We start from the raw sequence: 25455 nt of genomic DNA, 5'->3' as shown, positions 1-25455 counted from the left end.
TTACCCTCTCTTTCTTCGCCAAATCCATGTGATAATCGTGCTAACAGATAAAAATCCACCTGAATAAATGAGAAGCGAATGTTTCTTTTCTCCAGTTTTCGGCAACATTCTTTTTTTTGCATCTGTCTTTTTTTGTACTTTCACTGTCATCTGAATCGGTTGCGTATCATCACTTGATTGATCCTCTCGAGGTTCATTCTTTCCCTTATTGTCTGCATTCTCTGTCGGATCTTGCTTTTTTAGTGGAGCTACTGGGATTTTTTTGTAATGGTAAATAATAGTTGGTATCGTCTCATTAAAAATCCCTTCAGTCGGTCCTTCAACATTTGCTAATTCGTATCCTTCGAATGTCTTTTGCTCTGTCATATAATTCTCTCCATAAGCTCCGTAAAGCTGGATTTCGTCCTGGTCTTTGAGTAGACTTTTATTGTTTTCATCCACATACTTTATGTTTATCTGATCATGGAACACTACTTTCAAAAAGTCCGTTACATGTTTCGTGTAGGCAGCATGGTCAACTTCCTGTGCCTTTCCATGTCCTGCTCCTTCTACTAATAAAAGATCTTTATACCCTCCTGATAACTCATATAATTTTTGCGCGTTAGACACAGGTACTACATCATCTGCTGTTCCATGGATAATCAATTTAGGCAATGAATCTGACATTCCAATCGTAGGTAGAGCAGCTTTTGTATCCAAATGCATCTCCTGATCAAAATAGTATTGTTTCAAAAGGCCCATAAATAAATCTTCATGCTCTTGATCCCCAATGATGTCTAACTGATTTTTTATGGCATCCGGTAGTGCGGGGACTACTGTCTGGCTGTACGTAAAACGTAGTTGTTCATCAATTGATGCAAATCCGCAATTTTCAATAATTCCTTTGACATTGACAGGAATATCTTTCGCTAATACAGACATCATCGTAGCTGCTCCCATCGAACCACCATAAAGTAAAATCTTTTGAGATGGCCGCTCTCGAACTTCTTGATTTATCCAGTAAAGGACGTCATCTGACTCATATTGTCCATAGGTCACATAATCGCCTCCGCTATTACCAGTCGCTCTGGAATCAACAAATAATAAATTATACCCGGCCTTATAAAAATCATTGTATTCTTCTGTAACGATCCCGTTATTCCAATTCCCTCGAAATCCGCCATGGATCATGACTGTTTTATCTGAACCTTGATCGACATAATATGCATATACATCCATCATTTTGCCATCTTGTTTGTTTAGTACAGTTTGATGAAGTTGTTTTGTATTTGGATAGAAGCCTGTGTTTTCTGTAGGCGTTGTCCCATCATCTGTACCTCCAAGCATCGACATCAACACACTGTTTTTTGCAAAAGCGATATCGTACAATAGATAAGTAGCAATCAGATGTTTGATAATCTCTTTATCTACACCATAATCATTAACAGCAAGCTCAGTGACTAATAACTCTATTAATTTTGACTTGATGTCTTCTGTTGGTCCATTAAGTATTTCTGTCATCTGTTTACCGAAGTAATTCAAATATTCTTTACCATTGAAATTTTCACCTTTACCGATATCATCATTTTCTGTCCCATTCTCTTTGTCACTTACTTTAGCAGAAGAGGATTCGTCGTTTGACATTTTTGTAGCTGTTGCTTCTTCTGTTTGTTGGTTATCTGTGGTAGCGGTCGTTTCTTGATCTGTGCTAGTAACAGATGTCTCAGCCGTTGTTTCAGTATTTGTTTCTGTTTGTGAAGTACTCGATTTCGTTTCATTTCCAGCATCAGTAGTTTCTGTGGTTTCTACCTCCCGAGATTCCGATTCGGAAGAAATGCTCTCTCCATATACTGTCCATTGCGGGACGCTTGTACTTACAGCAAATAAAATGACCAACGCTCCCTTTAATACTTGTTTTGTTCTCAAGCTATTCACTCCTTTTTATGTTTCTAGGAGAATTATATGTAAACGCAAACATTTTTTATACAAAAAATAAATGGTTTATCCCATAAAAATAGAACAGGATTATTTTCTCATTTTACGTAATAAAGCAGAATGGATAAACCAGTATCCATTCTGCTTTTTTTAAACGAAGAAACAACTTATTGCTCCAAAAATGTCAGAAATCGTTTATCCCAAATTTTCTCGTAAAAAGCGATTGTTTCCTTTGCTTTCATAAAAGGATTATCATAAGTTGTCGTTGCTCCTCTACACATCATAAGCTGGTATCCTAATCCATGAGCAAACTTCACAGTCGTATCTATACAATACTCTGTTTGTGCCCCACATAATTCGATCGAATGACAGTCCAATTCAGTTAATAACATACTCAGATTAGTCTTATAAAATGAATTCGCATGGGTTTTTCTCACAAAATAACTGTGCTCAGGAATAGATAATTCCGACAATAGCTCCCATGGTTTTGTTCCTGGTACTAATTGATCATCTTCGTGTTGAACGAAAATAACTGGTTTCCCAATCGTTTCGTATGTTTTGATTCTTTTATTCACTAATGCTGTCACTGTTTCTAATTCGTGTATCGGCGAAGAATCAAAACATACCCCTTTTTGTAAATCGATCACTACTATTGCGTCGGCTGTGTTTGACATACTTGTGCCTTCTTTCTTTTTTCTTGATTTAATAGTATTTCTTATCTAGCTAGTTCCATTATACGTGACAACATTTTCTTATTTTACACCTCTAAATGGCACTTTTCGACTATTTCTTCATGTTATTATTTCATAAATACTTAGCTATTGGAGGAATGTATGATGATTAAATTGTATACAGGTTCTGGCTGCTCGTCTTCAAGACGCGCAAAACGTTGGCTTATCGTCCATGATATACCGTTTATCGAACAAAACTTAATTCGTCAACCACTAACCAAAAATGAATTTATCCACTTACTAAAATTGACAAACAACGGCGTGACCGAAATGCTCTCTACTCATTCTATTAGTTATAAAAATCTTGTTCATAGAATAGACGAGCTCAGTTTGAGTGAACTATACCTTGAGATTCGTACATCCCCTTCTTTATTGAAAAAACCGATTATCTACGACCAACCTGCAAAACTTTTGACTGGATTTAGCGAAGATAAAATCAGGATGTTCCTTCCTAAAACTAAAAGAAAGCAAGAGCTCAATGAACTCTTGCTTTCTGGTCATCTTGTTGATTTTAAAGAAAACAATCTTTTGGCGATGTCTTGATCTTGGCATAAAAAATCTGCTGTTCTTAATTAACGAAATCCAATTTTTCCAATATGGATCTATTTTTCTCATTCCTGATTTTTATGATCTCAGCTTTCAGACGCGCCCAATCATTTTTTGTAGGTTGTCCATTCCAGTAAAATATCTGTGTATTCGTTTGATCATATGCCTTTTTGTCGATAGGATAATCGCTAATGACAATATCAGGTAACTGATCAGCGGATGCACTATATTTTATTGGGCGTTCAGTCATAGATAATATCCTTTTCTTTGCCCATAATTCCTGAGTTTTACCGTACTTCGATTGAATATAGAATATGACAGGTTGTTCGTGTTTTATAAAAATGTCCCTGACTAGCATACAGTATTGAAAAATCAACCGACTGTTCTTTTCATAATAAGTATTAAGCTCTGGAATTCTGCGAGCTACCCCACCAAAAAACTGTTGCATGATTGGATACATCACTGGAAATATATGCTGAAAATCTCTGTCTTCTGCTGATTTTCCGAAAGCATCCACCTTCTTTTTTGTCCCAAAAACCCTTGAATACAAATGGATCATTGCCAAATTGACATATAGATAATTTTTTTCTGAAGTTGTAAAACAAATCTTGAAGTTTTTTTCAAAATTTTCTACAATAGACGATTCAATCCAGCCCCAACTTTCTTGTACTTTATCTGGAGCATCCAACAAATCTTCTTCCAAATAGGTATTCATTACACCAAACATAAAATAAAGGTAAGCTTGCTCTGTTGGAGTGATGTGATTCATCGACCAGAAGTTTGCTTCAAAAAAAGGCTCTAGTATGTAATGCGTAAACTCTTCTTTTGTTATCAATGGATGCACAAATTTGTTCATCTCTTCTGGGACATACGTAATCGGGTGGCCTTGTTTCATTCGTTGCAACGAAATTCTTAGTAGGCTGATCCATTTCTTTCTATCTATACTACGCGTATATGGCGAATGTTTCGCAAATTTTTCTAATAGTTGACGTTTATTTTTTATACTTGATAATATATCAGAATGATTTTCGTCGAATGACTGCCAATACATCAAGTGAAAAAAGTATCGGATACGGTATTCTTCTCCTTCTATCGGATTACCTTTTTTCAAGCTGCAAGATAAATGATAGTTTTTCAAAATAGTATTAAGTTCTCTTGATTTTCTTTGAATCGTACGCAAACTTATATAATTTTTTTGACTAAGATTTTCTAAGGATTGATAAGTACCTTTGTAAAGTGAATCCAGTAAAATATAACCAATCGTTCCCTCTAACAGTATAGAATAAACTTTACTCAGTAAAAACTGAGAAGAAAACTCGACTTTTATCATCTTGTTTTCTGAAAGAAAAGATAATTTATATTCTGGATACCTTTCGCAAAACGATTCTGCTTGTTGAATCACCGAATTCATCTTAGCCAGGGTGTAGTTTAGATCTAAAGCGATATCCTTCACCACATATAATTTCTCGTCTCTTTCATAACAATAGTTCAAAAATTGATATACTTGCCTTTCATTGATATCAATAAATTCTTCAAACAAAGTACATACTCCTTTTTATCTATTATTTAGACTTATTCCGACAGCTACATGAATAACGTACAAATAGATTCGTTACTGATTTTTCAGAGATACTACCATGCGCAGTGTGCATTGTCAATTATTCTTGCTTTTCCATTTGTGTTCCTGTTATTTCCTGTTTCTCAAATATGTTAGTAAACAAAAATAGACCTGGCAAAGCTACAACTTCGCCAGGCAATACAGCACTCTCGAATGAAATATTCACTCAAAAATCTATCGTTTTTTATTCAATTTTAGATCTGTTGCTTTTATTCTTTATTTCACTCGATGGAAGAGAGAACGAAAATAGCTTGCTCCTACAATCAAAATGAGTAACACACCCATCCATGTAATTAGCTTGTTCAAGGTTCTACTACCAGTTTCTGGTAAATCGCTTTTTCTATTATCTGTTTCTTTCGCTTTTTCTTGATGATCAATTCCACGAGAAACAAAATCAGGCTGTTTTAGCACACTTTTTAGGTTGCTCCCTGCATTTCTCTTTTGTTCCTTAGTTGGTATGATAGGTACCAAATCAAGTTCATTATTTACTTTTCCTGTGCTGCTTTCACTACTTGTTCTATCCGTACTGCTTTCGCTGCTCGTGCTTCCTGTGCTACTTTCACTGCTCGTACTTTCTGTGCTGCTTTCACTGCTTGTGCTATCCGTACTGCTTTCGCTGCTCGTGTTTTCTGTGCTACTTTCACTGCTCGTACTTTCTGTACTGCTTTCACTACTTGTGCTATCTGTACTGCTTTCGCTGCTCGTGCTTCCTGTGCTACTCTCACTGCTCGTGCTTCCTGTGCTACTTTCACTGCTCGTGCTTCCTGTGCTACTTTCACTGCTCGTACTTTCTGTGCTGCTTTCACTGCTTGTGCTATCCGTACTGCTTTCGCTGCTCGTGCTTCCTGTGCTACTCTCACTGCTCGTACTCTCCGTACTGCTTTCACTGCTCGTACTCTCCGTACTGCTTTCACTGCTCGTACTCTCTGTGCTGCTTTCACTGCTCGTACTCTCTGTACTGCTTTCACTGCTCGTACTCTCTGTACTGCTTTCACTGCTCGTACTCTCTGTGCTGCTTTCACTGCTCGTACTCTCTGTACTGCTTTCACTGCTCGTACTCTCTGTGCTGCTTTCACTGCTCGTGTTTTCTGTGCTGCCTTCACTGCTCGTGTTTTCTGTGCTACTTTCACTGCTCGTGTTTTCTGTGCTGCCTTCACTGCTCGTGTTTTCTGTACTGCTTTCACTACTTGTGCTATCCGTACTGCTTGGCGGTCCAACAACTGTCCAACTGCTTGGTTTCAAATTCTCCGTAATCGTCATCTGTTCATCATAAAAAACAATCAAATCAACTTTATCTTTACTCTTGATCTCATCAATCGATAGTTCTGCAGAAATCATTATTGTATACTCAATACCAGCGGTCCATTGTACGTCTTTTAAATAAACTTCCCCAATAACCTTTTCTGAACTTCCATTACCATCCCAACCATATGTTAGAACAGCATGTACATCACTAGCATTCACGCTTTTGTTTGGTTTGACCGGAATAGTAATGACTTGTTGTGTCATGTCATAAACGATCCGATCAGTTTTCACAGTAAATGAAAGATTCTCATTTGCTCGTTCATTTGCAGAAGTACTGATTCCAATCATTGCTGCAATTATACTTAGCCCAAGAATAACAAATAATACGGTCGCTGTTTTCTTCATTTCTATCACTCTCCATATAATTACCTTCTATTTGATAAAGGAATTATATAAAATGAAAATGATGAGAACACGACAGTCAGTTGTGAATATCTAACAAAAAATGTCGTGTATTCGCTTGAATTTGTTTACTTTTTCGTTTAATCAATGACAGACTTAAAAAAGCAAGACCGATATCAGCCTTGCTTTCTTCATCTTTTATTGATAAACAGCAGTGTATTTCTTCATCCGCTTTGTTTTATATGCATAGAGTAGCAAACCAACAATCAAGACTAACAAGAATAATGTAGTCGATATAGACGCTTCAGCTCCAAAGTTTCCCCCAGTAATTATTGTGTTTTGCGATTGAACCAGTGTGGAGAAAAAACCTTGTTCTTGCGTTCCGCTGACTGGTATACCCAAAATAGCTCCTTGTGTCCAATTCCAAGTAATATGAGCACCAATAGCCGTAAATAAACTTCCTGTACTGTAGATAAGTGCGCTGAAAAAGCAACCTGCTAAAAAGATATTGCAAACTGCCAGAAATGTCATGTTAGGATTCAATCCGTGCAAAAGAGCAAATAATGCAGCAGATCCAATCATTGCTATTAACGGACCAAATCTAAGCAGCTGGTGCTGAAAAAAGCCACGGAATAAAAGCTCTTCAGATGCCCCCACTGCAATAAATAAAATAAAACTCGTTATCAGCGGCACAATGTTTGCGTTTCCTGAATCTAACCGATACGCCCCCATCAAATATAATGGACTAGTAATAAGCAGAAACACTCCAATTCCAACAACGAGACCTCCCGCTAAATACCCCCAGTCTTTTCCTCGTCCAGAAATACCATAATCTTCCACTTTTTTCCCTTCTATCTTACTAGCAAGAAATAAAGCTAGTAAAAAAACAACTAAATGTCCAACCGTACCAGCAATTGCTCCAATCCATTCACTGTCTCCAATAAACATATCCGCAAGTGCATTATTGACAAGAATACCTAAAACAAAACCAACTAAGACTATTAAAACAGATCCAATCAACCGAATAATCCTGATCATCTTTCATCCCTCCTTTATATTAAGTTTAACAACCCTTTTCTTTCTTGTCTCGTGAAAACTATATAAATGTTCTCCATCATAGAGAGAATAGATTTTTACGAACTAAGAATATCTACAGCAACCTTACGAAAATGAAAGACTGTCTCCCTAATTCTTCTGTTAGACTGTCTTTAATAAGGAAAGGATGGGAAATTTTTTGAAAAAACAACTACTGATTATGTGCCTTTCAGCATTTGCTATTTTACTATTCTCAGGTTGTAGCAAGTCCAATGAAACAATTGCAACGTTTAAAGGTGGAACACTTACAGTTCAGGATTTTTATGATAACCCAAAAGTTAAATCAAACAATCAAACACTATTAAGAAAAATGATTGTCTTCAAAGCATTTGATGATGTATACGGAAAAGAGATTTCTTCAAAGGAAGTTACAAAAGAATATAATGAACAAATCAAAAAACTCGGTCCAAACTACAAGGAACAATTAAAAGCAGTTGGCCAAACAGAAGAGACATATAAGAAACTCTTTAAACAGATGCTGGCTTTCCAATACGGTTTGAAAGCCAATGTAAAATTAACAGATAAAGATCTAGACACTGCTTGGAAAGAATTCTATCCAGAAGTTAGTACACAGATCATTCTATTTTCGACTAAAGAAGAAGCAGATAAAGCAAAAAAAGAAGCAAATGAAGGGGAAAATTTCTCCAAGCTTGTTCAAGCTTATGGAAAAAATAAAACATTAAAGGAAACTGATGGAAAAATGAATTTTGATTCAACCAATCCAGAGATTCCTACTGAAGTAAAAAAAGCAGCATTTAAACTAAAAAACGGGGAAGTTTCTGATATCATTCCTGTAACAGATCCAACGACTTATCAGCAAAGCTATTATCTAGTAAAAATGGTAAAAAAACAGGATAAAGGTTCTAATAAAGACAAATACAAATCTGAGCTAGAAAAAATTGCTACCGAAGCAAAAACTCTTGATACGGAATTCATGGATAAAACAATCCGTAAAGTGATGAAAAAAGACAATGTAACTATTAAAGATCCTTATGTAAAAAATATATTCAAATAAACAAATTTGACCCAATTGGGGATGTGGCAAAAGTGATGGCACATCCCCTTATTTGAATAAATAGTATTCAAAAACAATAAAATTTAAGTAGCTATTTTTCTTTTTTGCTTCTCTAATATTCAGAACAGAACACTGTTTTCACAGCCTCTGTCGTCTGTTTTATTATTATTCTAGGTACGGCGTACGGAAAGAATTATTGATTTTTTTTATTTCCTTCAAGTCACATTTTGGTTGTCGATCATAGGTCAACAAGCCATTGATTTCTTGTTCTACATCTGTCAATTGCGTATAACAAAATCCCCAAAGCCCCTTTGATCTATATACAGCATTTATGATTCGCCGGTAGTTTTTGATGAAATCAATCTCATTTTTCACAGAGGTATATCCCCAACCTTTTTGCCCAGAAAAATCAAAACCAATGCCGCCGAATTCGGTCAACAAAATGGGCTGACCTTGATATATAAACCCGTTAGCAAATATTGGCCACGGAGTAGACGGTCGATTAAGCAAATCTTCTCTTGTACTTAAGGTTGTGACGAAATCTTGATACTTATCTTCCTCTTTTTCCTCTCCATGTCCATAATGATGGATGGCACAAATATCTGTCTCCGTCATTGCCCAGCCATCATTTGAAATAACAAGACGAGTCGTATCCAGACTATGCAGATAATGGTACAGCGATTGGGAAAAATGCTGTTGCTGGCGGTCAAACGAAATTTTAGGTACTCCCCAGCTTTCATTGATCGGTACCCATGTAACAATACACGGATGATTATAATCGCGATCAACGATTTCTGTCCATTCCTGCATCAAACGTTTGCTGGAATCATGTGTAAACACAGCAGGTGCCGCACATTCTCCCCAAACAAGGTAGCCAAGTTTATCCGCCCAATAGAGGAATCTGGGATCTTCCGTCTTTTGGTGTTTGCGGCAGCCGTTAAACCCCATTTCTTTTGCGACTTGGATATCTTTTGCTAATGCATCATCAGTCGGGGCAGTCATTAAACCAGTTGGCCAATATCCTTGATCCAATATTAGCTTCTGATAGTACGGTTTATTGTTAAGATAAATCATTCCGTTTTCTTGATGTATCTTTCTCAGACCAAAATAGCTGGAAACAACATCTTTTATGTTTTCTTTTTGCTTCAATACAAATTCTACATCAAATAAATTGGGTGTCTCTGGTGTCCAAGACCAACCTTCATGATGGAAATTGGTTCGAAAAATATAGTTCTGCAACAGGTCAACAGTCAGTATGACTCTTTTTTCGACAAAAGAATGGGACAATTTTGCGACAATTCTCCCTTTAAAAGCAATACAGCAATCGACAGTTAATCCTTCTCTAAATTCATTTAGTTCCAACTCAGCTACAACTTTTCCTTCATCGAATAGTGGGGTGAATCTCAAGTGAGAAAAATAAACATCTTCCACCACTTCCAGCCAGACAGTTTGCCATATACCCGTTGAATTGGTGTACCAGATTCCCTCAGGTTTTTCTTGCCAAAATTGCTTTCCGCGCGGAATACTCTCATCTTTATGAGGATCTTCTGCTCTTACTGATAGTTGCTGATGCTTTTCATTTGTCAAATAATCGGTTATATCAAACGAAAAAGAGGTATGTCCACCGCTATGTCGTCCGACATGATGTCCGTTCACAAATATATCCGCATAATAATCTACAGCGCCAAAATGAAGGATTGCTCTCTGACCATCCTGTTTGTTTATGTCAAATTCACGGTAGTACCAAACAATATCATAAGGCGTTTGATCATTTATCCCACTTTCCCGGCATTGATATACAAAAGGAACAAGGATTTTCTGATCATAATATTTCGGATGGCTCCCCCATTTTTCTTTCATTCCAACACATTGATCATCAAACGCAAAAAGCCATTCTCCATTCAGATTCTGCCATTTTTTTCTAACAAATTGTGGTCTTGGATACTCGGTTTTATTCATCAAAACGTACCTTCCTTTACTTGATCCCGCTTTGTAGGGACATTGATTTCATAAAGCTTTTCTGTGCGACTAAATAAAGTGCGAATGTAGGAACAAGCGCCAACAACGCGCCTGCAGCACCTATCCCTGGGTAGGTCAGATATTGACCTTGCAGCAGCTGTAATCCTGGAGTAATTGGCAATTTATCTATATCATTGATAACGATAGAAGGCCAAAGAAAATCATTCCATGAACTGGTAAAACTGAATAAAGCAACGACTGTCAATACGGGTTTGATCAAAGGCAGGATGATATAATAAAAGATTTGAAATTCATTTGCTCCATCAACAACTGCCGATTCGTCTAGCTCTTTTGGGATTCCAAGAATAAATTGCCTCACTAAAAAAATATTGTAGACACCTGCTGCACCAGGAACGATGACAGCCATAAACGTATTCGTCCAACCAAGCATATCAATGATCTTAAAATTAGGGATAAGATTCATTACTGTTGGAAACATCATCGTGCCTAAAAGAAGAGAAAAGATCACCTCTCGACCTTTAAAAGTTAGACGAGTATAGCCGTATGCAGACATAGATACGATAAAAAGTACTAATAGCATATGCGAAAGTGAAATAATCAGCGAATTGACAAACCATCGAAAAACGGGAGACGATTCATTACCCATCAGCTGCAAATAGTTTGCTAAAGTCCATTGCTGTGGTAACAAACTGAAACCTGTTGCTTGGATCTCCATTTCTGGTTTGAAGGAAGTGAAGACAGCCCAGATCAAAGGGAACAACCAAATGATACAAACAGCTAGAAGCAAGAAAAAAGCGATTTTTTTACCTAGTTTATTTTCTTTCATTTTCTGTCCTCTACTTTTCTAGTTTTTTCATGCTTACAAACTGGAATATAGATACGATCATGATAGCTAACCCTAAAAGAACAGCCATCGCGGAGGACATTCCCGCTACTGATGTACTGCTTCCAAAAGCATTTTCCTGAATATACATCATCAAGACGCGTGTTGAATTATTTGGGCCACCCCCTGTCAGCATCAAAGGCTGCCCATAAATATTAAACTGAGCAATCGTCGTCATAACTGTCGTAAACAACAATTGATTTTTGATAGACGGGAGAGAAATCTTGAAAAATTTAGTGACGTTGTTTGCACCATCCAACTCTGCTGCTTCTAGCAATTCTCGGGAAACATTGCTAAGCGCTGCAGTATAGATGATGAGATTACCTCCTGCTGTCCACCAAATCGTTACAGCTACTATCGCTAACCAAGCCCATGGTTGCGTACCTGTTAAATGAACATCAAATCCAAAGAGCTCTTTGATAGGTCCAAAAGAAAGACTAAGTAAAAACCCCCAGATGATCATTACAGCTGAAATAGCGAATAATGTAGGCAAGTAAAGAATGGATTGAAAAAAACGGGCAAGTCTTGGTTTAGCTGATAACGCTGCGGCTAAACCTAATGGAATCACGATACATAGCGGAACTGACAATAAAGCAAAAAGCATCGTGTTTTTGAATCCATTGATGAATTGAGTATGATAAATAGAATCTGTATCCCATAGCAACGTCCGAAAGTTATCTAATCCAACAAATACAGGCTGACTGTATAGATCCCATTCTGTCATTGATACGTAAATACCAATCATTGCTGGAATAAGAAAAAATAGGACAAATAAAAGCATATGCGGACCAATAAATAAAGCAGGCCACACACTTATTTTCCCTTTGTTCTTCAATATTTGTGCACTCCTCTCACTTCAGATTCGTTCGATTTCTTTCGGTTACTTCATTTTTTCATCCACTACTTTTTGGATTTCTTCAAAAGTTTCTTTAATATCCGCCTTTCCGGTAATCATATCCCAAGAACGATTATCATACTCAGCAAATACATAAGAAAGACCATCTTGATCGTTTACCGATAAAGCTTCCTGTCCCTTTTCAGTCGCCAATAAAAATGATTGAGGCATATCCGTATACGATTCATTCTCTAACATAGCTAATGAAGTAGGGTTTGCTCCTGATTTGATCCATTCCAATTGATTGCTTTGCAACCAAGTCAAAAATTCGACCATACCAGCTTTTTTATCGTCCGAACGTTCCTCTCTCGTTTTGAACATTGCGAATTGATCAACACCTGTTCCTTGAACAAGATTTTCTGCATCCCATTGTGGTGTGAAGGTCGCTCCCCATTGAAAATCACTAATTTTTTCCATTTGTCCCAACATCCACGTTCCTTCTGGTAAGAAGAGGAGTCTTTGATTCAAAAATAATTTATTTGCATCCTCACCTTCTGGAACCATCAACTTATTATCATGAAGCTTTTTGAATTCTTCTACTGTTCGATACGAATGTTCATTGTTTATATCGATGTTATTCCCGCTATCTAGCCATTCTCCTCCCATCTGCTGATAAAGGTTCGAATAGTTCTGCATCCCCCAAGTATACCCATAACTATATATCCCATCTTCTTTTGCTTTTTGTCCGGCTTCTTCTATCTCTTGGTAGGTGATGATCTCATCATCTAACGCTTGAGGATGGTATTTTTCTACTAGATCCTTATTGTAATACATGATCCACGAGCCCATCGTTGCTGGGATACCATATTGATCCTCTTCTAATTTTCCTACTTCCCAAGCAATTTCTACATAATTCTCTTTTTTTAATTCTGTATCCGCTATCATTTCATTCCAAGTTTCAAGCATGTCCTGATTCTTATAAGTAGGAAGGGCTTCGGATGCAACAAGCGCAATATCTGGGACTCCTCTTCCTGATTTTCCAGCAGTAGTGAGCCGAGAAGTAAATGTATCAGCAGCCATTGAAACAAATTTTACAGGGAAATCGGGGTTTGTTCGATTATATTCGTCGATATTCTTTTTTATTTTCTCCCCATCTGGTCCCGTAGCAGAAGACCATAAAAGAATCTCATTTTTGTTTCCTGAAGAAGTATTTCCCTCACCGCAAGCAGCTAAACCGGTTATTGCAAGTGTTGCTACAGATAATGCCATCCATTGTTTTCTTAACTTCATTTTCCTCTCTCCTTTTTAGTCAACTCTTTCGTTTACTTTTTATTAAACAACTTGTTTATTAAATCATAACACACGAAAGAAAACGCTGTCAAAAGTATATTAAAAGGATTAAAAGCAGTAAACTAAATGGTTTATATTTACATTTGATTTGTACAAAAGTTCTATATATAGTAAACTTGAAACGAAATAAAAAGAAAGGAGATCCGCCATGGAACTCTCCCTTGATCTAGATTCACTTCTTGTTTACAAGGCACTATCAGCAGAAACTCGATTAATCATATTGGATAAACTAGCACAAAAACCGCAGACTTCTAGTGAACTAGCCCAACAAATGAATTTAAGCAAAGCCATCATCTCTCGGCACTTGAAAGTTCTTGAAGCAGCTTCACTTATTTCTCTTTTGGAACTTAGCGAAGTGGAGGAAGACAATCGAAAGAAGATTTATTCTTTATCCGTGGACAAAATAGAAATCCACTTCCCTCAACAAATCTATCTCCCTTATAAAAAAAAGAGCCACGAGATTGCTTTGGGTTATTTTTCGGATTTTTCTGTGCAGCCTTCTTGCGGATTAGCTAGTCCTGAAAAAGTGATTGGAAAAATGGATGACTTGCGTTCATTCGTATCAAACAAACGAGTCGATGCTTCCCTTTTGTGGTTTTCAGATGGGTATGTAGAATATATTTTTCCTAATCCTTTAGAAGCTTCTGATCAACCGGAACTATTGGATATTTCTCTAGAGCTTTCTTCTGAATTCCCAGTTTCCAACAACAACTGGCCAAGCGACATTTCCTTTTATATCAATGATGTAAAAGTTGGCACTTGGACCGCCAATGGCAATTACTCCGACGTCCGCGGAAGATTGACGCCTGACTGGTGGGACAGTCGCTTCAGCCAATACGGTATGTTAAAGCACTTGCGCATCAATACAAAAGACACCGGGATAGATGGAGAGCAGCTATCAATAATCAATCTCCCTGATTTAAAATTGCAGCACTCCCCTTTTATCAAATTCAGAATCGGTGTCGACAAAGAGGCTAAGAACAAAGGCGGATTGACGATTTTTGGGCGCCATTTCGGTAACCACCCTCAAAATATTGTAGTTGATCTTTATTATTCACAAAAAGAAAAACATTGATTTCTCGATAAATAGTATTCATTTCATTAAAATATCCCTTCTGGACTTGTTCTTCTTATTCTGTTATACTAGAGAAACACGAAAGATATTTTTATGCGACACTTTTCATTTGTTTTTATGAAATTTATTCAAAACTGGCGTAACTTCAGAGTTACAAGGATGTATTAGAGGTTAGGGAATACATCGTTTAAATGAGAAATAAGTAATAGTTAGTAATAGTCACCCAAACTTTAAATTAATGAATATTGAATCGTCAGATAGCCTTCTCGAGTTTTCGAGAAGGCTATCGTTTATTTTATGGAGAAATTGATTCAGAAGTAATCAGCGACCTTTTTTAGTTCACCAATCGTTTCTGCTTGGAAAGTTTGCACCCAATCTTCTTGGAAGCCCCTCACTGCTTTATCAATCGAGGGCATCTCTAATACTTGATCTAGTAGCTCTTTACCTAACGTTATCGCATGAGCTCCAGATCGAATGGCTGTAGTGACTTGTTCACAATTTTTGAAACTAGCTGCTAATATTTTTGTTGGACTTTGCGTACGTTCGATCTCAGTCCGCAACGAATCAATCACTTTCATAGCATCAATGCCTTGATTTTGCATCCTGTTATAATAAGGTGCAATATAATCTGCTCCATTATTAATAGCTAAATACCCTTGTAATTCTGTGTAAATAGCTGTACCGGTAATCAAATAACCTTCTTTTTTCAACTTTTTGATTGCTTGAAGGCCTGCTTGATTCACCGGCACCTTGATAAACGTATCTTTTCCCAGTTCTTCTATGATAACTCGAGCATCCTCTATCATTTCTTCTTCCGTTCTTCCTATTGTCTGAATATGGATGGGAATCTGTCCGATTATTTTTTTGATTTCTTTCATATGCGAGAAGAAGTTTGACACTCCTTCTTTTTTCAGAATAGTAGGATTTGTTGTTACGCCTGTTAAATTCAAAAACTGTTGACAAGAATAAATACTTTTTGTATTTGCTGTATCAAGCATGATTTCCATATAGCTTTCCCCCATTCTGATCCTCTTGATCGATTTTAATGATTGTCCCCTTTCTTAAATACGGCATTTCCTTATCTTCTACATACATTGTTCCTGGAAGTTCCGGCTCATGAGATCCATCAAATTTTATCGTGATATGTCCTAATTCATTCAAATTAGTTTGGACAACATCTCCTACTGCTGTGATTACATACATTTGTTTATCAAAGCAGAGCTTCATATCACAAGTTATTTCTTTTCTTACCTGATTCAATTCAATCTTATAACAATAATCTGTTAATGTTTCCGGTGCTTCATCTCCAAATAAAATCATTATTTTTTCTTTCCTGAATACTTCTGCTTCTATACCAACATCTGTTACAACCGTTTCAAAGATCGTCATCTCTGTTCCTCCTAAACTCAGCTATATAATCCAAAACTTGCTACCCAAGCAATGATAACTCGTGGGATGCCGTTAAGAAATCTTGAATAAAGAACTGATGGTACACCTACTTCTACTGTCTCAGCTTTTGCTTCTTCCAAACCTAGACCGACTGGAATAAAATCACATGCATTTTGAGTATTGATAGCAAATAGTGCCGGTAATGCTAATTGGGGAGGAATATTTCCTTTCCCAATCTCTACACCGATCAATGTTCCAATCACTTGGCTAATAACTGCCCCTGGACCAAGCAAAGGAGATAAAAATGGCAGTGAACAAATAAAGCCAATAATTGTTAATCCAACTGCATTTCCTGCTAAAGGTGCCATAATGTTAGCAAATACATTACCGATCCCAGAACCTTGTATCACACCAATCAAAAGGGAAACGAAAGCCATAAAAGGGATCACTGTCCGGATCATCGTATCTACTGCTTCTCTTGCTGATTGATTGAATGTAGCAACTACTTTTCCCGCGCCCATTCCAATTTTTGCTATCCAGTTTTGCTGCTCTGCTTTTTGCTCGGTTATCTTTTTAGAAGTATCATATTTGTACTTTTTATCTGGAGATGCAGTATTTACTGTTTCTTTGTTATCACCAGTTTCCATTAGTGGCTGTATTTGTTCTAATCCTACTGCTGAAACATAAATATCTTCAGTGATATATTGTGCTAATGGGCCACTTTTTCCTGTGGGAACGATATTGATGGTTGGTATCCCTTTTTTAGGATAAATTCCACATCTAAGAGTCCCTCCACAGTCAACGATTGCAAGCGCGATTTCACTATCAGGTATTGATGTTTTGAATCCATTGATAGACTCCATGCCTGTCAGTTCTTCTATTTTATCTACGATCATTGGCCTCTCACCTCCACCTGTGACATAGATGAACTTGTGTTTATCTTTTGTCGGCCTAATAATCAAAGGACCTCCATACCCGCCGTTTCCTTTTACGATCTTGATATCACTATACATTTAAAACTCTCCTTTCTCTAATCAACTGAAAGCTCTACTTTTTTGCTAAGAACGATTCCTTGCTGTCTGCATACAAATCCAGTAGTAAAATCAGTTATCCAACCACCAATAAAGTTCATCAGCAGTCCCACAAGCAAGTATCGGATAGCCAGCTCCATCGAATTTAGCCCTAAGGTTTCGATCCCTTGAGCAATCCCAATCCATACAAACAATTCTCCAGGATTAATATGGGGGAATACACCATTGCTCGTATGACAAAATTGAGCTTGAGCAGCATAATAGCTTGGTTTGTAGTATTCTGGAAGGAAACGAGCCATTGTAAATGACATAGGATTTCCCAACATAAAAGCAGATAAAAACGGTAACACAAGGTAACGAGTAAGCGGATTTTTCGCTGATAATTTGGCTACTTTCGTTACTCGGTCTTCACCTAAAAAAGCAATCAGCGTATTCATTGCAACCATCAGCATCAAGACAACTGGTACGATTCCTGTCATCCAGCTTATGAATGTTTCTGCACCTGTTTGGAACAGCCTCATAAATCCCTCAGCAAATTTTGTTATGATATCCATCGTTTGTCACTCCTTTTTTCTTTGATCGTATTTTTCCATATCCGAAAATTATTGAGCATAGCAATAAAAGGCAATGAAGGTTGTTCACTTTTTTCATTTCCTGCCTCTATTCGTAAGTATACTTCTCTGGCATTTTCTAAAGCTGCTTGTGTCAAACGATCTTCCGCTCGAACTGAGGGATGGTAACGATCGATGTAATGGATATCTTCACCCGCATAGACAGGTAATGAATGAAATTTCGCCAAAGATGTAACCCCTTGCATTTTTCTGACTTCTAAAACTTGATCATGATCGTCTATAGCTAGCATAACAATCGTGCCTGAACGGATTTTCCCAGGTCGTTTACCAATCGCTACTTTTCCTTTTCTTCGCAGTTCGCTATATGTTTGATTGAAATGCTTTAGTTGCTTCCAACTGATAACTGCTTGCAGCACATAAGCTGAAGCTGCGAAAACTATGAATAGATACATATCATTCATGAAGTCTCTCTCCTTTACTTTTGATTAGTTTTAAAAATGATTCCTGTGTCGGTGCTAATTCAATAAACTCATCTATTCCCATTTTTATGAGTTCAAATAGGATATCGTATAGCTCAAATAATTCATTTTCAACTTCAGCCGTCATTTCTTCAGGTATGGCAAATAAAAAAATAACTCCATTTCCTCCTGTTTCTGCTAAACCTTGATCAGTTATTAGCCCTACTGATAAAACAATGTGTTGAGATAGCTGGTTGGTTGTGTGAGGAAAAGCAAATTCTTTGTTAACAAATGTGCTTTGCTGAGATTCTCTTTTCAAGATCCTTTTTTCAAATTCTTCATCCACATAATAGCCTCTGATCAAAGGAGCGACTAATTTGTTTAAATATTCTTGATACGTCTTTTTTTCTTTCCATATTTGATAGAAAAAAACAGTAGAATGAAACCCGACTAATCGCTTTTTTTTTGCTTTTTGCCATTGTGCCCTTAACCAAGAGTCATCGAAAAGATTAGTCAAATGGATCACCGGTGTCTCTTCATTTACATTTTTTAACGGAATCGTTGTAAAAACAGCGAAATATTTGTTTAGATCTACTTTTTCATATTGTTCTTCTGAAACATGTGTTATTTGTATATCCCTCCCCAATATCCTTTTGATTTGTCTTTGGATCATTAATGCTGTTCCTTTTCCTGTCGTATGAACAATGGCTACTTTTTTAGAGGAAAAATGCTCTTTTTGATATCGAAATGCTAACTCCAAATACAACGTTAGGTAGCTGATCTCTACTTTAGAGATCGTATGTTGCAAGATAGCTTCTAATGCTTGTATGCATTCGCTAGCGATTTGGTAAGAAAAAGGATACTTTTTTTCTATCTCACCATAAAATAAATCAGTCAATCGATAACGAAAAATTACCCGATTTATCAATAAAGAGAGGTGCTGTTTCATCTCTTGATATAAGAAGGACTCATCCAGATCAATGAGATCTAATCGTCGAATACGCATCATCATGGGGTCGAAATATAAGCGCAAATCAGAGTTAGCTTTTCTTATCATCGTTATACTTGTGTTGATGATGTTCAAAGGAAAACTGATAAAATCTTTTTCATATTGGCTCAAAGTTAGTTCATAGATTTCTTCCAACTGATTGATCAGTTCATTGAATTCTTGGATATATTCAAAACACCCACTGTAACGATTGATGGGCTTCTTCAACAGATAGTTACTAGAGATTCTATTCAAAGAAATACCGATAACTTTCGTCAAAAGGGTGATTTCTTGTTTACTAGCATTCGTCTTCTTCTGAAAATGTTTGATTGCTTGTTTTTCTTCTAGAAACTGTTCTGTTTTCGTCTCTGAAAAATAGGGAGAAACAAAATAAAATAAAAGTAGTCGTAATTCTAGCTCATCTCCTATTATTCTTAGTCCTTTATTTGGTGTGCCTGTAATCTTTACATCAAAATCATTGATCATCTCTTTTAATGTCTTTAGATCCTTGACCACTGTTCCTCTGCTGACACCGACTTCTTCAGACAAATCATCCATACGTAAGAAATCCTCTGTTTCGATCAGCCTATTTAGTAAATAAGCGATTCTTTTGGATGCCGAATTGAAATCACTGGCTGTTTTCAATTTTCCTTGCATGATCTCATCAAAAAAATCAAAATCATAAATTTCAAGTTCAAAATGTTTGTTTTTTTGGATGATTTTTGCAATACCGGCAATTTCTTCATTCAACTCCCCAATATCTTTTTTTATGGTTTGATTACTGGTTTTGATTTCTTTTTGCACTTCCTGGATTGAAACTTTCTTGTGAGTGACTAGTAATTTCAATAATTGGTACCATCTGTTTACTAGCGTCACGTGCGTCCCCCCTATTCTTTATCCTCTTGTTTTACCTCCTGAAATATTAGTCGTGACTCCAGTGATATAACTTGATCTTTCTGAAAGATAATAGCAGACTAGATCCGCCACTTCTTGCAGCTTACCACTCCTTCCTAGAGGGATCGTACTTGTTCGACTGTAACCGTTTCTCAGCTGTTCGACGCTTATACCTCTCGTATAAGAAAGAGCTTCTTCATATTCTTGTGTTCTCAAACCGGTTTCTTCCAGTATCCCTGGTGCAACACCTACCACACGAACATTCCTCTTTCCTAACTCTTTTGCCCAAGAACGAGTAAAACTGTTCATCGCTGCTTTTGTAGCAGCATAACAGCTCTGTCCTTCTGATCCTTCCAATCCTGATTCAGAAGAAAGATTCACGATCACTCCTGATCCCTTTTGCACCAAGATTCTTCCAACTGCTTGGCTCATCAAATATACACTTTTTTGATTGACAGCGATCATCTTATCAAAAACTTGTTCTGATAATTCATACTTGCTTTTTGGATGATTTCTATCTATTAGAAGAGAAGGAATATTTATTCCTGCATTATTGACTAGACCATCGATCGTCTTGAAATGTTTCATTACTTTATATATCCCTTCTTCTATGTCCGTTTTAGAAGACACATCGACTTTTAAAGATAGTAGGTTTTCATGCTGTATACGGCATTCAGTTACATCAAAATTCGCTACTTGTGCATTCTGCTTCAACAAATTTTCGACGATACTTCTTCCAATTCCTGAGGAACCTCCAGTTACAATTACTACTTTTCCTGCAATATCCAACCAATCCGACATATGTGATCCTCTCCTTCTTTTTTCTTACAAATCCAGTATAAAAGCTCACTAAAAAAAATTAAGACATGAAATTTACAGCTTCAGCTAAAAAATGTGTACTAATGGAAGAGCAAAAAAAATTTTCATCTTTTTGCATAGATTGCTAAAATTCCTGAGCGTTATATAAGCAATGTTTCTCTTTTTGATATATAATTGTTTTATCATTTAAGAAAGGAGAATTCTAATGAAAACTTTAGATGCTATTGCATTAACTTTATTGATTGTGGGAGGGTTGAACTGGCTGTTGGTAGGCTTGTTCGAACTTGATTTAGTAGCTATGATTGCTGGTGGTTCAACAACTATTTTTGCGAAGATCATTTATATCGTCGTAGGTATTTGTGCGATCTACTGCTTGAAATTTTTCCCAATGATTACTAGAAAAGTTGATGAAAGATATTAGAAAGCTATAATTATTAAAAAAGTTATTATCTTCATGAACCTTCCCTTTATCGGGAAGGTTTTTTCATTTTAAACCATCTGCTTTTCTTTGTTTAAGTGATATACTGAATAAAGATAATCTATTTTAGGAGGAGCTATCATGCATAAAGGGATTTACGCAGGCTTGTTGGGAACTGTAATACTTTTTTCTGCCTGTGGATATAAAACAAAGAATTCTGTTAAAGAATCTTCAGCAGCCATTTCAACAACTGAGGTTGGTTCAACTAAAAGTACTTCTACTACTTCCATTACTAATACTTCTACTGGTAATGTAGATTCGCAACATAGCCAATCAAGTATTCAGTCGTCTAGCATTTCTTCAACATCTGAAATGCAAGAAAGCACTGTACCTTCTCTTCCATTAGAAAACTCTGACAAAGCACTTCTATTTCTTATTGCCCACCGTTCCGAATTACAAAGTGACGATATTGTTATTAGCTTTTATCAAAAAATTGATCGAGATTATTTGTTCACAGCTTCCAGCAAACAAATCCGTTCCCAAGGGGGATCTGGAAGCGTTGGTTTTTATCGAGTGTCACCCGAAGGATCGATTACGATGACAGATGCAAATGGAACACCATTTTGATTAGATGATATTATACGGATTTACAGTACTAGCAAGTCATTATCGGTATTATTTTTTCTGAGAAAGTTATATGGAGTATAAATAAGCATTTGCATTAACCTAATAATTCGTTACAGCTATTTCTCTTATGAATATACTCACTTCTCTACTTGCTCTCTTGATAAATTTTTGGTATCTACTTCATTTTCGGTCAACTGAGTTAATGAAATTTATTGTCGGACGGTTTTCTAGATTCAATTTTTCTATATTTGGATAGAAGAATTTACTTTTTTACCTTTTGACATATTTTCTTCTTATTATTTTAATGATCCCTTTTTCAAATTAGAAAGATAGCCTTTGTATCGTATTAGATGAAATATTCACAAAGCTAACCATTATACTTGCATTTTTTTCAAAATAGAGTTATTACGTAAATAGGGATAAATAAAAAATACTTATTGAAAGGATGATCAAAAATGGCAAATGTACCTAGCATTCGCGACATGTTCCCTGATTTCAATGACGTGTTTAGTCCAGCATTCAATGATTTTTTAGGTGTTTCAAGTTATCCAAAAGTAGATTTAGTCGAAAATGAAAAAGAATACAAACTAACTGCTGATATGCCTGGCTGTGACAAAGAAGACACGACAGTTGAATATTCAGATAATACTTTGACGATCTCCGCCAATCATGAGTCCCATACAGAAGATAAAGAAGATGGCAACTATGTACGGAAAGAAAGACATTCGGTCTCTTACAAACGTTCATTCTATCTTCCTAATGTTGATGAAGAAAAAATCACTGGAACCTTTAAAAACGGTGTGCTGAAATTGGTATTACCTAAAACAGCTCATCAGCCAAAAGAAACAAAAAAAATTGAGTTAAATTAGAACTTATCGCCTCTCGATGAATGAGGGGCGATTTTTATATATTTGGATAAAAACGAGTATGTTTAAATTTTCAAAATGAGCAAAAAAATATTTTGTTTTTACGATAAAGATGTTATGATCTCTCTTGGTAAAAAATATGGGAGTTGATCATTTGATTGTCTTAAGTAAACTTTTGTTTTGGATACCATTTATCATAATGACCAGTGCTTTCTTTTACTTATTCAAAAGGCCTAACAAATACTTACTCTTATCTGCTTGTCCGATGATCTATTTTATCCATAAGATTAGAGGATTTTATTATTACGACTCTGGTATCTCATTGTTTTGCTACGAAATCGGCTTATTAGCTTCGGCCATCTTTTTCATATTTGTGTTAGAATATTTCAGAAAAAAATAAACTTCCAGTCAGTTTTGGCTGGAAGTTTTTTATTTGGTGCAGATCTTTTCAGCTGTTATTCATACAAGTTGATCCATTTTTCTATTATTAAGTACATACCATTGTTACTCTTTGAATGTGGGGGAGAAAAAAATAAAAGGAGCTGGTATTTTGTTAGTTATGAGTAAAGCTTTGTTTTTACTTCCCTGCACGTTCATGTTTATTGTTTTATGTTATTTCAAAAGAAGAAAAAAATGGTGCTGGATCGATGTTCTACTATTCCTTCCCTTTTTCCCGCTTATTTATTTTCTTGAAGAAATATGGGATGATATGGCATGTGATTCTGCTTTTCTTTTTAGTCATTCATTGGGGCTTATGATCTCTCTTACGATCTTTGCCATTGTGCTATTTTTTTTGAATAAAAAATAATGTATTAAAATGTATTAACTCGTTTGTCCCAACTTCCAAAACATATTTTTGAAAGTTGGGTGTTATCTTTTTTGAAGTATAAAAAGATCTCAAATCAATCCACTTTACTTTCTTATTATGTTATTCATAGTAACAAAATCCCACCTACTTTATCTTATAACTTGATTTTTTGCATAAAAACTAAATAAAGAGTGCGGCATTTCGCACTTTTTTATTATAGATAAACGTTTAGACAAATTGGAGTACTTCTAGTTTCGTGATATATTGGCATAGAAATTACTTGCAGTCTTCAGGTTTACATAATTTAATTATAGTTACACTCTATTTTATCTCCCATTCACTAATATTTCAAAGATGATTTCTCCATCTCGTTAATTATTATAGAAAATCATATGACAAAAGTGTTAGCTTTTTCGATTGTGATTCTTGCTCAACTTTATTAATAATACAACTGTCACTTGTTTCATTTATTTAATTAGGAGGGAAAAATTTGAATACTGTTAGCTTGAAAAAAGGATTTTCTACCTTTGATCTAAAAATTTTAGGGATTACGTTGATGTTTATCGATCACATTCATCAAATGTTTTATCCGTTTGGTGCTCCCGATTGGCTGGATTGGTTTGGTAGGCCAGTTGCTACTTTGTTCTTTTTTATAAGCGTTGTAGGCTTCTCACATACACATGATAAAAAGAAATATATGAAGCGACTTTATTTCTCAATGGTTCTTATGGCTTTCTTCACTTATTTTCTTGGTAATATCGTTCATTATGATGAAGTGGTATTGATAAATAATATTTTTAGAGATTTGTTTATTGGTACGGTCATGATGTATGCAATTGATCTTTTCACTGATGGAAAAAATACTGGAAGTTGGAAAAAGATTCTTACAAGTATTTTCTTGTTCATTTTACCAATCTTACTCTCACTATTTATTCCCTTGTTATTTTCCAGTCCAGTAATCGTTCAAAATAAAATTGTTTTTATGCTGATTACGTCATTTTTACCTGCACTGCTTTTAGCAGAAAATAATTTTATGGTTCTTTTGATTCCTTTACTTTATTTAGCAAGAAATCACCGTAGCATTCAATGTATTATTATCTCAATCGTTGCCGGCATATACTTCTTCTTGGGTACGACCCAGTGGATAATGATCTTTTCAGTCATCCCGATATTGTTATATAACGGACAAAAAGGAAAAGGAATGAAATATTTCTTCTATATCTTTTATCCGGCACATATTTCCCTATTATATTTGCTATCCGCGTTTTTATATAAATACTAGACTGATTATTAATGAAAGAAAAACTTGTCATAAACACTTAAAGAATCCCATGAAACTTATGCAGGAGAATTCACCATTTCGATTTAGTTCCTTTCCTTAGTCTTTTTTACCCATTCCATGTTACAATCGCTTTGCAATCGATCTCACAAAAAGGAATCTGGAGGGAAAAAGATGAAGCAAATATTGCCGTTTTTGACGTATAATGGTCAAGCAGAAGAAGCAATCAATTGGTATCACAAAGCTTTTCCTAACTCCGAAATCACTAAGTTGAATCGGTATGGAGATACCAGTAAAGAGGAACCGGATCTTATACTTGAAGGCGAACTTAAATTAGGCAATCAAGTAATTGGATTTTTGGATATGTCAAAAGATTTCCCTGCACCTGCCTCCACCTGGGCATCTACCATTTTGATTGAAGTAGATGATCAGGCAGAATTCGATCAGGCGTTTAATATATTAAAAGATAGCGGAACTGTAATGATGCATGAAAAAAACTATGAGAAGTATACGGAAGTTTGCTGGGTGACTGACAAGTTTGGCTTTACTTGGCAATTGTTATTCTAAGCATGAGATAAAACGTAAAAAACGATAGTTGACATCCATTAAATATGGAA

General features: G+C 36.0%; 25 protein-coding genes and 3 pseudogenes. 10 read left to right on the top strand and 18 right to left on the bottom strand.

Annotated features, from left to right (window positions below):
• Both IGL31_RS06025 and IGL31_RS06020 read right to left on the bottom strand, forming a co-directional pair.
• Positions 1-1914: an alpha/beta fold hydrolase gene (locus tag IGL31_RS06025; RefSeq protein WP_086300058.1), complete on the bottom strand. Its 1914-nt coding sequence runs from the start codon at positions 1912-1914 to the stop codon at positions 1-3.
• Between the two features lie 167 nt (positions 1915-2081).
• Positions 2082-2588, bottom strand: a complete 507-nt coding sequence (locus IGL31_RS06020) for a cysteine hydrolase family protein (protein WP_086300057.1) — start codon at positions 2586-2588, stop codon at positions 2082-2084.
• Between the two features lie 159 nt (positions 2589-2747).
• Here IGL31_RS06020 and IGL31_RS06015 point away from each other — a divergent pair, with 159 nt between their 5' ends.
• Positions 2748-3188 carry a Spx/MgsR family RNA polymerase-binding regulatory protein gene (locus tag IGL31_RS06015; RefSeq protein ID WP_086300056.1) on the top strand — a complete coding sequence of 147 codons (441 nt, stop codon included), beginning with the start codon at positions 2748-2750 and terminating at the stop codon, positions 3186-3188.
• 25 nt (positions 3189-3213) lie between these two features.
• Here the strand turns inward: IGL31_RS06015 and IGL31_RS06010 are convergent, their stop codons facing one another.
• The 5 genes and pseudogenes from IGL31_RS06010 to IGL31_RS05990 form a co-directional block, all read right to left on the bottom strand.
• The gene (locus IGL31_RS06010) at positions 3214-4242 is read right to left on the bottom strand and encodes a hypothetical protein (protein ID WP_306297573.1); all 1029 of its coding nucleotides are present in this window, start codon (positions 4240-4242) and stop codon (positions 3214-3216) included.
• Positions 4243-4296: 54 nt separating this feature from the next.
• Positions 4297-4521: pseudogene (locus IGL31_RS06005) on the bottom strand (helix-turn-helix domain-containing protein); the annotation flags it as partial.
• A gap of 504 nt (positions 4522-5025) precedes the next feature.
• Positions 5026-5556 (bottom strand): annotated as a pseudogene (sgrA, locus tag IGL31_RS06000) (LPXTG-anchored fibrinogen/nidogen-binding adhesin SgrA); the annotation flags it as partial.
• A gap of 189 nt (positions 5557-5745) precedes the next feature.
• Positions 5746-6459, bottom strand: a pseudogene (gene sgrA / locus IGL31_RS05995) (LPXTG-anchored fibrinogen/nidogen-binding adhesin SgrA); the annotation flags it as partial.
• A gap of 195 nt (positions 6460-6654) precedes the next feature.
• Positions 6655-7494 (bottom strand): CPBP family intramembrane glutamic endopeptidase, encoded by an 840-nt coding sequence (locus tag IGL31_RS05990; protein ID WP_086300055.1) that lies wholly within the window; start codon positions 7492-7494, stop codon positions 6655-6657.
• Between the two features lie 184 nt (positions 7495-7678).
• On the opposite strand from IGL31_RS05990, the gene IGL31_RS05985 reads away from it, so the two are divergent.
• Positions 7679-8566 (top strand): peptidyl-prolyl cis-trans isomerase, encoded by an 888-nt coding sequence (locus IGL31_RS05985; protein WP_086300054.1) that lies wholly within the window; start codon positions 7679-7681, stop codon positions 8564-8566.
• Positions 8567-8731: 165 nt separating this feature from the next.
• On the opposite strand, the gene IGL31_RS05980 is transcribed toward IGL31_RS05985, so the two are convergent.
• The 4 genes from IGL31_RS05980 to IGL31_RS05965 form a co-directional block, all read right to left on the bottom strand.
• Positions 8732-10525, bottom strand: a complete 1794-nt coding sequence (locus IGL31_RS05980; RefSeq protein ID WP_086300053.1) for a glycoside hydrolase family 2 protein — start codon at positions 10523-10525, stop codon at positions 8732-8734.
• Positions 10526-10541: 16 nt separating this feature from the next.
• A complete protein-coding gene (locus tag IGL31_RS05975; protein ID WP_081156665.1) occupies positions 10542-11372 on the bottom strand; it encodes a carbohydrate ABC transporter permease in 831 nt (276 codons plus the stop codon).
• 10 nt (positions 11373-11382) lie between these two features.
• Positions 11383-12210 (bottom strand): carbohydrate ABC transporter permease, encoded by an 828-nt coding sequence (locus IGL31_RS05970; RefSeq protein ID WP_370683723.1) that lies wholly within the window; start codon positions 12208-12210, stop codon positions 11383-11385.
• Positions 12211-12309: 99 nt separating this feature from the next.
• Complete coding sequence (locus IGL31_RS05965) at positions 12310-13554, bottom strand: ABC transporter substrate-binding protein (RefSeq protein ID WP_081156664.1); 1245 nt, start codon at positions 13552-13554, stop codon at positions 12310-12312.
• Between the two features lie 208 nt (positions 13555-13762).
• Between IGL31_RS05965 and IGL31_RS05960 the strand changes: the two genes are divergently transcribed.
• Positions 13763-14689 (top strand): ArsR/SmtB family transcription factor, encoded by a 927-nt coding sequence (locus tag IGL31_RS05960; RefSeq protein ID WP_086300052.1) that lies wholly within the window; start codon positions 13763-13765, stop codon positions 14687-14689.
• A gap of 311 nt (positions 14690-15000) precedes the next feature.
• Here IGL31_RS05960 and IGL31_RS05955 read toward each other — a convergent pair whose 3' ends face one another.
• From IGL31_RS05955 to IGL31_RS05925, 7 genes are read right to left on the bottom strand one after another with little or no spacing between them, the layout of a single operon-like run.
• Positions 15001-15696 (bottom strand): fructose-6-phosphate aldolase, encoded by a 696-nt coding sequence (locus IGL31_RS05955; RefSeq protein ID WP_086300164.1) that lies wholly within the window; start codon positions 15694-15696, stop codon positions 15001-15003.
• On the bottom strand, positions 15680-16078 hold the full coding sequence (locus IGL31_RS05950) for a PTS glucitol/sorbitol transporter subunit IIA (protein WP_002319298.1): 399 nt from the start codon (positions 16076-16078) through the stop codon (positions 15680-15682). Before IGL31_RS05950 ends, IGL31_RS05955 begins: the two co-directional genes overlap by 17 nt.
• A gap of 17 nt (positions 16079-16095) precedes the next feature.
• The gene (srlE, locus tag IGL31_RS05945) at positions 16096-17091 is read right to left on the bottom strand and encodes a PTS glucitol/sorbitol transporter subunit IIB (protein WP_010727716.1); all 996 of its coding nucleotides are present in this window, start codon (positions 17089-17091) and stop codon (positions 16096-16098) included.
• Between the two features lie 17 nt (positions 17092-17108).
• Positions 17109-17663 carry a PTS glucitol/sorbitol transporter subunit IIC gene (srlA, locus tag IGL31_RS05940; RefSeq protein ID WP_002337181.1) on the bottom strand — a complete coding sequence of 185 codons (555 nt, stop codon included), beginning with the start codon at positions 17661-17663 and terminating at the stop codon, positions 17109-17111.
• On the bottom strand, positions 17651-18142 hold the full coding sequence (locus IGL31_RS05935) for a transcriptional regulator GutM (RefSeq protein ID WP_086300051.1): 492 nt from the start codon (positions 18140-18142) through the stop codon (positions 17651-17653). Before IGL31_RS05935 ends, srlA begins: the two co-directional genes overlap by 13 nt.
• A complete protein-coding gene (locus tag IGL31_RS05930; RefSeq protein ID WP_086300050.1) occupies positions 18135-20003 on the bottom strand; it encodes a BglG family transcription antiterminator in 1869 nt (622 codons plus the stop codon). The genes IGL31_RS05935 and IGL31_RS05930 overlap by 8 nt, the downstream gene beginning before the upstream one ends.
• 18 nt (positions 20004-20021) lie before the next feature.
• Positions 20022-20822 carry an SDR family oxidoreductase gene (locus tag IGL31_RS05925; RefSeq protein ID WP_002289420.1) on the bottom strand — a complete coding sequence of 267 codons (801 nt, stop codon included), beginning with the start codon at positions 20820-20822 and terminating at the stop codon, positions 20022-20024.
• Between the two features lie 223 nt (positions 20823-21045).
• Between IGL31_RS05925 and IGL31_RS05920 the strand changes: the two genes are divergently transcribed.
• The 7 genes from IGL31_RS05920 (at position 21046) to IGL31_RS05890 (ending at position 25405) form a co-directional block, all read left to right on the top strand.
• Positions 21046-21261 (top strand): DUF378 domain-containing protein, encoded by a 216-nt coding sequence (locus IGL31_RS05920; protein ID WP_002289418.1) that lies wholly within the window; start codon positions 21046-21048, stop codon positions 21259-21261.
• A gap of 138 nt (positions 21262-21399) precedes the next feature.
• A complete protein-coding gene (locus IGL31_RS05915) occupies positions 21400-21885 on the top strand; it encodes a hypothetical protein (RefSeq protein ID WP_002324037.1) in 486 nt (161 codons plus the stop codon).
• 455 nt (positions 21886-22340) lie between these two features.
• Positions 22341-22754 (top strand): Hsp20/alpha crystallin family protein, encoded by a 414-nt coding sequence (locus IGL31_RS05910; protein ID WP_002299276.1) that lies wholly within the window; start codon positions 22341-22343, stop codon positions 22752-22754.
• A gap of 136 nt (positions 22755-22890) precedes the next feature.
• Entirely contained in the window at positions 22891-23151 is a 261-nt protein-coding gene (locus IGL31_RS05905; protein WP_002322258.1) for a hypothetical protein, read from the top strand.
• Positions 23152-23268: 117 nt separating this feature from the next.
• The gene (locus IGL31_RS05900) at positions 23269-23559 is read left to right on the top strand and encodes a hypothetical protein (RefSeq protein WP_002321532.1); all 291 of its coding nucleotides are present in this window, start codon (positions 23269-23271) and stop codon (positions 23557-23559) included.
• A gap of 490 nt (positions 23560-24049) precedes the next feature.
• Positions 24050-24841, top strand: a complete 792-nt coding sequence (locus IGL31_RS05895; protein ID WP_086300049.1) for a TraX family protein — start codon at positions 24050-24052, stop codon at positions 24839-24841.
• 171 nt (positions 24842-25012) lie between these two features.
• Positions 25013-25405, top strand: a complete 393-nt coding sequence (locus IGL31_RS05890; RefSeq protein ID WP_010829655.1) for a VOC family protein — start codon at positions 25013-25015, stop codon at positions 25403-25405.
• The last annotated feature ends 50 nt before the right edge of the window (positions 25406-25455 follow it).

It is taken from the genome of Enterococcus sp. MSG3290, assembly GCF_050555565.1.
Lineage (GTDB): Bacteria > Bacillota > Bacilli > Lactobacillales > Enterococcaceae > Enterococcus_B > Enterococcus_B faecium.
Note: the sequence above shows the minus strand (reverse complement) of the source record. Positions and strands in the feature narration are given on the sequence as shown.